The organism is Pseudomonas sp. R15(2017) (assembly GCF_002112685.1).
GTDB classification, from domain to species: domain Bacteria; phylum Pseudomonadota; class Gammaproteobacteria; order Pseudomonadales; family Pseudomonadaceae; genus Aquipseudomonas; species Aquipseudomonas glycinae.
The window spans coordinates 153,211-164,194 of the sequence record NZ_NEII01000014.1 but is presented as its reverse complement, the minus strand read 5'-3'; the positions used below and the strand labels follow the sequence as shown (position 1 = coordinate 164,194).

General features: G+C 59.5%; 10 protein-coding genes. 5 read left to right on the top strand and 5 right to left on the bottom strand.

The genetic code is table 11. From position 1 onward, the window contains the following. Positions 1–208: 208 nt before the first annotated feature. Both CAF77_RS25480 and CAF77_RS25475 read right to left on the bottom strand, forming a co-directional pair. A complete protein-coding gene (locus tag CAF77_RS25480; protein WP_007950694.1) occupies positions 209–388 on the bottom strand; it encodes a hypothetical protein in 180 nt (59 codons plus the stop codon). Positions 389–456: 68 nt separating this feature from the next. After that, the gene (locus CAF77_RS25475; protein ID WP_064379113.1) at positions 457–1,044 is read right to left on the bottom strand and encodes a TIGR00730 family Rossman fold protein; all 588 of its coding nucleotides are present in this window, start codon (positions 1,042–1,044) and stop codon (positions 457–459) included. A gap of 343 nt (positions 1,045–1,387) precedes the next feature. Here CAF77_RS25475 and azu point away from each other — a divergent pair, with 343 nt between their 5' ends. Next, on the top strand, positions 1,388–1,834 hold the full coding sequence (gene azu / locus CAF77_RS25470) for an azurin (protein WP_007950684.1): 447 nt from the start codon (positions 1,388–1,390) through the stop codon (positions 1,832–1,834). Between the two features lie 224 nt (positions 1,835–2,058). Then, positions 2,059–2,979 carry a hypothetical protein gene (locus CAF77_RS25465; RefSeq protein WP_064379114.1) on the top strand — a complete coding sequence of 307 codons (921 nt, stop codon included), beginning with the start codon at positions 2,059–2,061 and terminating at the stop codon, positions 2,977–2,979. A 76-nt stretch (positions 2,980–3,055) separates the two neighbouring features. On the opposite strand, the gene nadE is transcribed toward CAF77_RS25465, so the two are convergent. The 3 genes from nadE to CAF77_RS25450 form a co-directional block, all read right to left on the bottom strand. After that, positions 3,056–3,883 (bottom strand): ammonia-dependent NAD(+) synthetase, encoded by an 828-nt coding sequence (nadE, locus tag CAF77_RS25460; RefSeq protein ID WP_064379115.1) that lies wholly within the window; start codon positions 3,881–3,883, stop codon positions 3,056–3,058. A 4-nt stretch (positions 3,884–3,887) separates the two neighbouring features. Beyond that, complete coding sequence (gene pncB, locus CAF77_RS25455; protein ID WP_011332202.1) at positions 3,888–5,111, bottom strand: nicotinate phosphoribosyltransferase; 1,224 nt, start codon at positions 5,109–5,111, stop codon at positions 3,888–3,890. 229 nt (positions 5,112–5,340) lie between these two features. Continuing rightward, the gene (locus CAF77_RS25450; RefSeq protein ID WP_064379116.1) at positions 5,341–6,240 is read right to left on the bottom strand and encodes a LysR family transcriptional regulator; all 900 of its coding nucleotides are present in this window, start codon (positions 6,238–6,240) and stop codon (positions 5,341–5,343) included. A gap of 161 nt (positions 6,241–6,401) precedes the next feature. Here CAF77_RS25450 and CAF77_RS25445 point away from each other — a divergent pair, with 161 nt between their 5' ends. The 3 genes from CAF77_RS25445 (at position 6,402) to CAF77_RS25435 (ending at position 10,839) form a co-directional block, all read left to right on the top strand. Next, the gene (locus tag CAF77_RS25445; protein WP_064379117.1) at positions 6,402–7,892 is read left to right on the top strand and encodes an aldehyde dehydrogenase family protein; all 1,491 of its coding nucleotides are present in this window, start codon (positions 6,402–6,404) and stop codon (positions 7,890–7,892) included. Positions 7,893–8,057: 165 nt separating this feature from the next. Then, positions 8,058–9,341 carry an FAD-binding oxidoreductase gene (locus CAF77_RS25440; RefSeq protein WP_064379118.1) on the top strand — a complete coding sequence of 428 codons (1,284 nt, stop codon included), beginning with the start codon at positions 8,058–8,060 and terminating at the stop codon, positions 9,339–9,341. Between the two features lie 364 nt (positions 9,342–9,705). Beyond that, a complete protein-coding gene (locus CAF77_RS25435; protein ID WP_011332206.1) occupies positions 9,706–10,839 on the top strand; it encodes an ABC transporter substrate-binding protein in 1,134 nt (377 codons plus the stop codon). The last annotated feature ends 145 nt before the right edge of the window (positions 10,840–10,984 follow it).

Below are 10,984 nucleotides of genomic sequence, written 5' to 3'. Positions count from 1 at the left end.
AGAAAGGGCGGGACGAGAAGTCTCCCACGGTCCGTACTGGCTAGAGTCGGAATCGAGCTTTTAGTCCCGCCCACCCCTTCAAGTCTAAACATACAAGCGGGCTTGCTCGCGAAAGCAATTTTTCAGTCACATCCATAGTGAATGTCACGACGCTTTCGCGAGCAAGCCCGCTCCCACAGGGATTGTGTTCTAGGTTTCAGCAATTTGCTCAGGCGTCGGGTGCCTGGTCTTTCGGTGCCTCAACATCATCATCGGTCGCCACTTCACCGTCAGGATTCAGTGCCGCTTCTTCAGCCATCTGTTTCTTGCGCTGAAGCTTTTCCTCTTTCTTCTGTTCCTTGGCCAGGTCACGTTGACGTTTGGCGAAGGAGTAATTGGGTTTGGCCATGGGCGATCCTCTGGGGTCGAAGGTGAGGTTGAGCGGCGCGTATTCTGCCCTGTATCGGTGCCCGGGGGTTAACCGGGTTTCTGGTCGACCCACTTTGGCGTGACGGTCGGCTGCCATTGATCGAGGGCTTCGAGCAGCGTTTGCGGCGATTCGCTCACTTGCAGCATGTCACGGTGTGGCGCGCGAACGAAGCCTTCGCCGACGATGTGATCGAGAAATGCAGTGAGTTTGCTGTAGAAACCGTTCACTTCCAGCAGGCCGAGCGGCTTGCCGTGGTAGCCGAGCTGGCCCCAGGTCCACACTTCGAACAGCTCTTCCAGGGTGCCGAGGCCACCGGGCAGGGCGATGAACGCATCGCTGAGTTCGGCCATCCGCGCTTTGCGCGCGTGCATGCCGTCGACCACTTCCAGGCGGGTCAGGCTCTTGTGACCGATTTCCTTGTCCATCAGGCTCTGCGGGATGATGCCGATCACTTCGCCACCGGCCGCCAGCGCAGCGTCGGCGACAATCCCCATCAGGCCGACAGCCCCGCCGCCGTAAACCAGCGTCAGCTTACGCTCGGCAATGGCGGTACCGAGGGCGATGGCCGCTTCGGTGTACGCCGGAGTGGTGCCGGCGTTGGCACCGCAAAATACACAAACGGATGTGAGAGACATGCCTTGCTCCTGTGTCGATCAGTCGCACAGGGTAAAGGCTGGCGGGTCTCGATCCAAGGACTAGACTTCGCGTTTCGGGGTTTCACAGGTGCCGCTCGCACCACAGGCGTAGGCGGCGAGCAGACTGCACAACAGGCTATTGAAGGACATGACGGATGCTCCAGATGAACGTTGAGCCCTGAAGATACGGCCCGGCCAAACGTCTGGCTGTTAGATTGTTTCGATGAGTGTCATAGCCTGAAAGTTGTATACAATTTTTGACTCAAGTCATAGGAACTTGCGAAGATTTCAGGCAGTCTTCCAACCATTCGTGTTTTTGTTAACCCTGCCTTGGAGATTCACCATGTTTTCCAAAGTTGTTGCGGTATCCCTGCTGGCGCTGGCCAGCAGCCAATTGATGGCTGCCGAGTGCAAAACCACCGTTGATTCCACCGACCAGATGTCCTTCAACACCAAGGCCATCGAAATCGACAAGAGCTGCAAGACCTTCACCGTCGAACTGACCCACTCCGGCAGCCTGCCGAAGAACGTCATGGGCCACAACCTGGTGATCAGTAAAGAAGCCGACATGCAGCCGATCGCTACCGACGGCCTGGCCGCCGGCATCGACAAGAACTACCTGAAGGACGGTGATGAGCGCGTTATCGCTCACACCAAGATCATCGGCGCCAAGGAAACCGACTCGTTGACCATCGACGTGTCCAAGCTCAAGGCTGACGAGAAGTACGGCTTCTTCTGCTCGTTCCCGGGCCACATCTCGATGATGAAAGGCACCGTGACCCTGAAGTAATTCGGTTCACGGATAACGCGAAAGGCGCCGCTGCAAGTGATTGCAGCGGCGTTTTTTCTGCTGATCAAATCTGCACCTACTACCTCATTTTTCTGATCATGGCCGTTGGTCTGAATTACCCTCGAACCTGTAATTTCTGACAGTAGACGCGAATTTCGAAGACGCCTCGAATGAGGGGGCGCTCAGATGACTGTGCGCATCCATTCCGAAAAAGGAGTTTTCGTATGACCGATCAAGAGAAATTGCCCCAGCAGCGTACGTTGGTTCAGGATCCGAACAGAAGTAATGTGACGAGCGGAACCGTCATTGAGACATTTACCAATGGCAGTGGTGAATCCATCGAAAATGGCGGGGTAAGCACAAATCCAGATTTGTCTATTGTTGGTTCCGCTGCTCCCAATCAAAAGGCGCAGCTTTTCGACAACGGTGTCCCAAAGCATTTCCCGGTAAATGTTGATCACAATCGCCACTTCAGTTTGATCATTAAAGATCAGGTAAACGGGCCGCATTCCTACACCGTGGAAACCACTGACGGGCAGGTGTCTGATCCATACATCGTTCATATGGTACTGCGCCCGCACGCCGCAATTTTGTGGATAAACGATCCCGACGGAGGCGTCATCGAAGATGGTGGAAGCACTACGTTTGTCGATATGAGCTTTGTAGGCGAGGGAGAGGCAAATACAACAGTCAGTCTTCTGGATAACGGAATTCTGGTAGCCACACTGAACATTGATGCAAATGCGCACTGGAGCGCTTTGTTGAACGGACTGTCGGTAGGGGTGCATCACTTCACAGTGGTAGGAAGCGATGGTGTTGAGTCCAGACCCTGGATCGTTGTGATCGTGAACAGCGTGACGCCAACTATTCAGTTTCTTTGGGGAGAGAGCGGGCAGTTGATTCATAACCACGAGCAGACGACTGATACATCGTTAACGGTTGTCGGTACGGCAAACCCAGGTGAAAAAGGAAAAGTAGTCGACTACGAAAAGGACCTGTCTTCATTCACGGCCGACTCGAATGGAATCTACACGGCTAAGATTTCGAATCTGGCTGAAAAGGTTCACACCATTAGAACGATAACTGCTGGTGGTGGAATCTCGTCCCCTTGGGCATTCAGGGTGGTTCCGGCAAAAGCCCGTTAAATTTGCCATTGAATCCTGTTCAAAGAAAAGCCCGCTGAGGATCACGCCTCAGCGGGCTTTTTCATTCACTCACCGATCACGGCGCAAACGGCATCACGCGTTTGTGATGAGTCTTCTTGTACGTGTTGACGATGATGTCGAACGCTTCCTGACGCACCGGCTCGCCGTGCAGGAAGGCGTCGATCTCGGCGTAGGTCACGCCGTGGGACGCCTCGTCCGGCTTGCCCGGCGACAGGTCTTCCAGATCCGCCGTCGGCACTTTTTCCACCAGCGATTCCGGTGCGCCGAAGCTGCGGGCGATGGCGCGGACCTGGTTCTTCACCAGGCCGCTCAGTGGTGCCAGATCGCAGGCGCCGTCACCGAACTTGGTGAAGAAACCCATCACCGCTTCCGCCGCATGGTCGGTGCCGATCACCAGGCCATGGGCCGCGCCGGCGATGGTGTACTGGGCGACCATGCGCATCCGCGCCTTGGTGTTGCCGAGCACGAAATCCACCGACACCGCGTGCTTGCCTTCGAAGGCTGCGACTTCGCTGGCCAGGGATTTGACCGCCGGGCCGATGTTGACGGTGTGGCGTTCGTCCGGGGCGATGAAGTCCACCGAGGCCTGGGCGTCGTGTTCATCGAACTGCACGTCATACGGCAGGCGCACGGCGATGAACTTGTAGGCCTCGTCACCAGTGCGCTCGCGCAACTCGCGCATCGCACGCTGGGCCAGAAGGCCGGCGGTCAGGGAATCGACCCCGCCGCTGATACCCAGCACCAGGGTCTTGAGTCCGGAACTGGTCAGGCAATCCTGGATGAAGCTGATGCGGCGGGCGACTTCCGCTTCGAGGGCCTGGTCATCGGCGAACGGCGGCTGAACGTTGAGCTGTTCAGCAATCTCACGCTGTACGGCTTGCATGAATTCACTCCTTGCTGGAAAGGCTGGAAACGGCAGGAACCTGGAAAACGTGTCGCAAATAGGCGACGAAATTCGGGTCTTTGCAGTGGGTCTTGCCCGGCTCGTCGGAGATCTTTGCCACCGGTTGGCCGTTGCAGGCGGTCATTTTAAGCACGATGCTCATCGGTTCGACACCCGGAATGTCACAGGTCAGGTTGGTGCCGATGCCGAAGCTGACATTGATCCGGCCGCGCAACGCACGGAAGATCTCCAGCGACTTGGGCAGGGTCAGGCTGTCGGAGAACACCAACGTCTTGCTCATCGGGTCGATGCCGAGCTTGTGATAGTGGGCGATGCATTTTTCGCCCCACAGCACCGGGTCCCCGGAATCGTGGCGCAGACCGTCGAACAGCTTGGCGAAGAACAGATCGAAATCGCCGAGGAAGGCATCGGTAGTGATGCAGTCTGTGAGGGCGATCCCCAGCAGGCCGCGGTACTCGCGAACCCAGCAATCGAGGGCGGCGATCTGGCTGTCGATCAATCGCGGGCCGAGTTGCTGGTGGGCCATGATCCACTCGTGGGCCATGGTGCCCAGCGGTTTCATGTCCAGTTCGCGGGACAGATGCACGTTGCTGGTGCCGACGAAGCGTCCGGGGAAATCGTGTTTGAGCACGTTTACCACTTCTTCCTGCACGCGGTAGGAAAACCGGCGACGTGTGCCGAAGTCGGCGACCTGCAACTGCGACAACTCTTCGGCCGAGGCGTTGGCGGTCAACCAGTCGAACTTGCGATACAGCTGTTCGCGGGCCTGTTCCAGCACCGTTTCACGGTAGCGATAGCGGTTGCGCACTTCGCTGACGATCGCCAGCAGCGGCACTTCGAACAGAATCACATGCAGCCACGGCCCGCGCAGGCGGATGAACAACTCGCCGTTCTCGATACCGGTGTGCAGGTAGCGCAGGTTGAAGCGGAACAGGCCGAGGAAACGCAGGAAGTCAGGCTTGAGGAAGCTGATGCGCTCCAGGAAACTCAACTGATCGGCGCTCAGGCTCAACTCGGCCAGACGCTCGACCTGGAAGCGGATCTCCGCCAGATACGGGCGCAGATCTTCACTGTTACGGCAACGAAACTCCCATTCGACTTCGACGTTGGGGTAGTTGTGCAGCACCGCCTGCATCATCGTCAGTTTGTAGAAGTCGGTGTCGAGCAGGTTCTGCACGATGCGATCGGCAAACACACTCTCGCTCATAACGGGGTCTCCAGGCGGGCCGCGCTCTGGCGCGGTATCAATCAATGGCGCTAGTGGCGCATATCCGGGGTGGGGATTGCCAGCGATTTTTTGACCGCCACAGATCCCTGTGGGAGCGGGCTTGCCCGCGAAAGCGTCGGCAGGATCAACATCAATGTTGCATGTGATGCCGTCTTCGCGGGCAAGTCGGACCGCCGCACCGCCGCTTCCACAGGGACTGAATACAACTTCAAACCGGACTGTCGATCTGCTCCAGCATCCACTTCACGAAATCCCGCACCTTGGGCACTTCCGCCGCGTGTTCCGGATAAGCCAGGTAATACGCATCGGTGCTGGGCATTGCATGCTGCCAGGGAATGACCAGTTTGCCGTCGGCCAATTCCTCTTCCACCAGAAACCTCGGCAGCAGGGCGACGCCGCAGCCGACCTGGGCGGCGCGGATGCACATATAAAAGGTTTCGAAGCGCGGGCCGTGGTAGCTGTGTTCGGTCTGGTAGCCCTGGCTGTCGAACCAGTCGTGCCACGCTTGCGGGCGCGAAGCATTCTGCAGCAGGACCAGATCGGTGAGTTGCGTTGGATCAGTCAACGGAGTCTCCGGCAGGCTGCTCGGCGCGCAGACCGGCACCAGTTCTTCGCCGAACAGCTTCAGGCATTCGGTGCCGGGGCGTGAGCCCTGGCCGAAATAGAACGCCAGGTCGCTGCGCCCTTGCAGCAGGTCATCGGCCTCCTGCTCGTTGCACAAGTCCAGATGGATCGATGGATGACGCAGACGCCAGCCCTTGAGGCGCGGCACCAGCCAGCGGGCGCCGAAGGTCGAGGGCGTGGAGACGCGCAGGACTTCGGTCTCGCCGCCGTAGGAACGCAGGTAATGGGTCGACATCTCGACCTGGGTCAGGATTTTTCTGACTTCCACCAGGTACAGATCGCCGGCCGGGGTCATCTGCAAACGGCGGCGCACCCGGCGGAACAACAAGTGCTGCAGCAATTCTTCAAGCTGCGCCACCTGCTTGCTGACGGCGCTCTGGGTCAGGTTCAGTTCCTCGGCGGCCCGGGTAAAACTCAGGTGCCGGGTCACGGCCTCGAAGCACTGCAACGCGGTGATCGACGGCAAGTGGCGTTTGTTCAGCATGGGCGATCCTTTTCTTGTCTTTCTGCGCAGCATGAATAAACGGAATGATATCTCGCGTAAAGGTCGTTTGTTGCCCAGCCTTCCTGACGCTACAACTAAAGGTCTGCCCGGTCGTGAAAACGCGCCCGCACACATTCAGTTTTTTGCTTGAGGAGTGACCCATGGTTGCCGCATTGCTTGATCGTCTAGGTGTGAACCCGGCCCTGTACCAGAACGGCAAAGTGCCGGTGCATTCGCCCATCGACGGCAGCCGTATCGGCGCCGTGAACTGGGAAGGCCCGGCCGAAGTCGAGCAGCACATCAGTCGCGCAGATCATGCGTTCGAACATTGGCGCAAGGTGCCGGCCCCGCGTCGCGGCGAGTTGGTGCGTCAGTTCGGCGAAGTGCTGCGTGAATACAAGACCGAACTCGGCGAACTGGTGTCCTGGGAAGCGGGCAAGATCACCCAGGAAGGCCTTGGTGAAGTGCAGGAGATGATCGATATCTGCGACTTCGCCGTCGGTCTGTCTCGCCAGCTGTACGGTTTGACCATCGCCTCCGAGCGCCCGGGCCACCACATGCGTGAAACCTGGCACCCGCTGGGCGTGGTCGGCGTGATCAGTGCGTTCAACTTCCCGGTCGCGGTATGGGCGTGGAACACCACGCTGGCGCTGGTCTGCGGCAACCCGGTGGTGTGGAAGCCGTCGGAGAAAACCCCGCTGACCGCGCTGGCCTGTCAGGCGCTGTTCGAACGCGTACTGAAGAATTTCAGCGATGCCCCGGCGCACCTGAGCCAGGTGATCATCGGTGGTCGTGATGCCGGCGAAGCGCTGGTCGATGACCCGCGTGTCGCGCTGATCAGTGCCACCGGCAGCACCCGCATGGGCCGCGAAGTGGCGCCGAAAGTCGCCGCACGCTTCGCCCGCAGCATCCTCGAACTGGGCGGCAACAACGCGATGATCCTCGGCCCGAGCGCCGATCTGGACATGGCCGTGCGCGCCATTCTGTTCAGCGCCGTCGGCACCGCCGGCCAGCGTTGCACCACCTTGCGTCGCCTGATCGCCCATGAATCGGTGAAAGAAGAAATCGTCACCCGCCTGAAAGCTGCGTACTCCAAAGTCCGTATCGGTCACCCACTGGAGGGCAACCTGATCGGCCCGCTGATCGACAAACACAGCTTCGAAAACATGCAGGACGCGCTGGAGCAGGCGCTGAGCGAGGGCGGTCGGGTGTTCGGCGGCAAGCGCCAACTGGAAGATCAATTCCCTAACGCCTACTACGTGTCGCCGGCCATCGTTGAAATGCCGGAGCAGAGCGACGTGGTGTGCAGCGAGACCTTCGCCCCGATCCTGTACGTGGTCGGTTACAGCGATTTCGAAGAGGCGCTGCGCCTGAACAATGCCGTGCCGCAAGGGTTGTCGTCGTGCATCTTCACCACCGATGTGCGCGAGGCCGAGAAATTCATGTCGGCGGTCGGCAGTGACTGCGGCATCGCCAACGTCAACATCGGCCCGAGCGGTGCGGAGATCGGCGGCGCGTTCGGTGGCGAGAAAGAAACCGGTGGCGGTCGTGAGTCGGGCTCGGATGCATGGCGCGCGTATATGCGTCGGCAGACCAATACCGTGAACTACTCGCTGGAATTGCCGCTGGCGCAGGGCATTACCTTCGACTGACAGTTTTCTCAAAGCTATTGATCGTTCCCACGCTCTGCGTGGGAATGCTGCACCGAACGCTCCGCGTTCGCTTTCGGGACGCAGAGCGTCCCTGACTGCGTTCCCACGCAGAGCATGGGAACGATCATTTAGGTGTGTTTGGCAGGTTTCTGTTGGAGTCTGGCAATGCCGTTACGCGAAGAATGTCTGTGGGAAAAACTCACGCCGCAACGCCCGGATAACACGGCGCTCAGGGGCGAGGTCAAAGTCGATGTCTGCGTGATCGGCGCCGGGTTCACCGGGTTGTCGGCGGCGCTGCATCTGCTGGAGAAAGGCAAAAGTGTCTGCGTGCTCGAAGCCCATCGCGCCGGGCATGGTGGCTCCGGGCGCAACGTCGGGCTGGTCAACGCCGGGATGTGGATTCCGCCGGACGAGATCGAAGCCGGCTTCGGCGAGGCGGTCGGCAGCCAGCTCAACCGCATGCTCGGTGCGGCGCCGGCGCTGGTGTTCAGCCTTGTGGATAAATACAGCATCGATTGCCAGTTGCGCCGCGAAGGCACCCTGCACATGGCGCACAACGCCAAGGGTGAGGCGGATCTGCGCAGTCGCGAAGAACAGTGGAAACGCCGCGGTGCACCGGTCGAACTGCTGACCGGCAAGGCCTGTGAACAAGCGACCGGTACACAGAAGATTGCCGCCGCATTGCTCGACCGGCGCGCCGGTACGCTCAATCCGATGGCGTATGTCACCGGGCTGGCCAACGCTGTAATGAGCCTTGGCGGGCAGATGTTCGATCACTCGCCGGTCGCGCGTCTTGAACGCCAGGGGCCGAAATGGTCGGTGCAGACCGAGAAGGGTTCGGTGCTCGCCGAACAGGTGGTTATCGCTTCCAACGCCTACACCGAAGGCGACTGGACCGAACTCAAGCGCAATTTCTTCCCCGGTTACTACTATCAGGTCGCTTCGGTGCCGCTCACCGAAGACGCCGCTCAGGAAATCCTCCCGGGCGGGCAGGGCTCTTGGGATACCCGCCAGGTGCTGAGCAGCATCCGCCGCGACAAGGACGGGCGTCTGTTGCTGGGCAGCCTCGGCAACGGCAATCAGAAACCGACCTGGTTCCTCAAGGCCTGGGCCGACCGGGTGCAGCAGCATTACTTCCCCAATCTCAAGCCTGTGGAATGGGAATGCACCTGGACCGGGCGCATCGCGTTCACTCCCGATCATTTGATGCGCCTGTTCGAGCCCGCGCCGGGACTGGTGGCCGTCACCGGTTACAACGGTCGGGGCGTGACAACCGGCACTGTGGTCGGCAAGGCCTTCGCCGATTACCTGTGTAACGGAAATCCTCAGGCATTGCCGATTCCCTTCGCCCCGATGCAGCCGCTGGCGGGGGTGGGCTTGCGCAGTTGTCTGTACGAGGCCGGGTTCTCGCTGTATCACGCGGGCCAGTGCCTGCGGATCGTCATCTGAGTGTTGAAATATGTTGCCGGAAGCGGCGCTTTTCGATGTAGCGACTAGCCTGTAATGGTGCGGGTTGTAGCAGTCCCGCACCAGCAGTGTGCAGTTCGGTGACGCGGGCTGTTACAGGCTGGTTGCACGTCGTTTGGCGCCGCGGTTGCAATGATGGCGCGTGCGGGTTGCGCCTGAAAAAATAATTGGTTTCACCTTCCGCGGTTTAGACGGTTGCACGCCCAATGAAAATGGGAACGAAACAGTCGAAATAACAAGAAAGCAGCGACTTTTTGAAGAATAAAAAACCGATGGCACGGCCCTTGCTCTGAGCATTCAAGTGAAGTCGCAGTGCCAACTAAAAAAAACCTTGGAGCACCACCTCATGTCCCAGACGTTTTACAAGAAAGGCTTTCTGGCCCTCGCAGTGGCTACTGCGCTGGGTGTTTCTGCGTTTGCACAAGCTGATGTGAAAATCGGTGTGGCGGGTCCGATGACGGGCGCCAACGCGGCATTTGGCGAGCAATACATGAAAGGGGCACAAGCGGCGGCCGACGCGGTCAACGCGGCGGGCGGCGTCAACGGGGAGAAAATCGTCCTGGTCAAGGGCGATGACGCTTGCGAGCCGAAACAGGCGGTGACGGTCGCCAAGGACCTCACCAACCAGAAAGTCGCCGGTGTGGTCGGCCACTTCTGCTCGTCCTCGACCATTCCTGCGTCGGAGATCTACGACGAAGCCGGCATCATCGCCATCACCCCGGGTTCCACCAATCCGCAAGTGACCGAGCGCGGCCTGAGCGCCATGTTCCGTATGTGCGGCCGTGACGACCAGCAGGGCATCGTTGCCGGCGATTACATCGTCGACGTGCTCAAGGGCAAGAAAGTCGTCGTGCTGCACGACAAGGACACCTACGGTCAGGGCCTGGCCGATGCGACCAAGGCACAACTGGAAAAACGCGGCGTTAAGCCGGTGCTGTACGAAGGCCTGACCCGTGGCGAGAAAGACTTCAGCACAATCGTCACCAAGATCCGTGGCGCCGGTGCCGATGTCGTCTACTTCGGTGGCCTGCACCCGGAAGCCGGCCCGCTGGTTCGCCAACTGCGTGAACAAGGCCTGAAAGACGTCAAGTTCATGTCCGATGACGGTATCGTGACCGACGAACTGGTGACCACCGCCGGTGGCCCGCAATTCGTCGACGGCGTGCTGATGACCTTCGGTGCCGACCCACGCCTGCTGCCAGACAGCAAGACCGTGGTAGATGCATTCCGCAAGGCTGGCACCGAGCCTGAAGGCTACACCCTGTACGCCTATGCATCGGTTCAGGCCCTGGCCGCCGCCTTCAACGGCGCCAAGTCGAACAAGGGCGAGGAGGCCGCTGCCTGGCTGAAGAAGAACCCGGTCAAGACCGTCATGGGCGAGAAGACCTGGGATTCCAAAGGCGACCTGAAGGTCTCCGACTACGTGGTCTACCAGTGGGACAAGGACGGCAAATATCACCAGCTGGAAAAACAGAAATAACGGCACCTGATCAACCGGACGCCACATTCCCTGTGGGAGCGGGCTTGCCCGCGATGACGGCCTGACAGTCGACAACTTTGTTGAATGTTCTACCGCTATCGCTGGCAAGCCAGCTCCCACAAGGGGGCTGCGGTTTCCTGTCTGA

Excerpts from the sequence above, each read along its gene's own strand:
- pncB (WP_011332202.1), bottom strand. The coding sequence starts at position 5,111 with ATGAGCGAGAGTGTGTTTGCCGATCGCATCGTGCAGAACCTGCTCGAC.
- azu (WP_007950684.1), top strand. The coding sequence starts at position 1,388 with ATGTTTTCCAAAGTTGTTGCGGTATCCCTGCTGGCGCTGGCCAGCAGC.
- CAF77_RS25475 (WP_064379113.1), bottom strand. The coding sequence starts at position 1,044 with ATGTCTCTCACATCCGTTTGTGTATTTTGCGGTGCCAACGCCGGCACC.
- CAF77_RS25450 (WP_064379116.1), bottom strand. The coding sequence starts at position 6,240 with ATGCTGAACAAACGCCACTTGCCGTCGATCACCGCGTTGCAGTGCTTC.
- CAF77_RS25435 (WP_011332206.1), top strand. The coding sequence starts at position 9,706 with ATGTCCCAGACGTTTTACAAGAAAGGCTTTCTGGCCCTCGCAGTGGCT.
- CAF77_RS25480 (WP_007950694.1), bottom strand. The coding sequence starts at position 388 with ATGGCCAAACCCAATTACTCCTTCGCCAAACGTCAACGTGACCTGGCC.
- CAF77_RS25445 (WP_064379117.1), top strand. The coding sequence starts at position 6,402 with ATGGTTGCCGCATTGCTTGATCGTCTAGGTGTGAACCCGGCCCTGTAC.
- CAF77_RS25440 (WP_064379118.1), top strand. The coding sequence starts at position 8,058 with ATGCCGTTACGCGAAGAATGTCTGTGGGAAAAACTCACGCCGCAACGC.
- CAF77_RS25465 (WP_064379114.1), top strand. The coding sequence starts at position 2,059 with ATGACCGATCAAGAGAAATTGCCCCAGCAGCGTACGTTGGTTCAGGAT.
- nadE (WP_064379115.1), bottom strand. The coding sequence starts at position 3,883 with ATGCAAGCCGTACAGCGTGAGATTGCTGAACAGCTCAACGTTCAGCCG.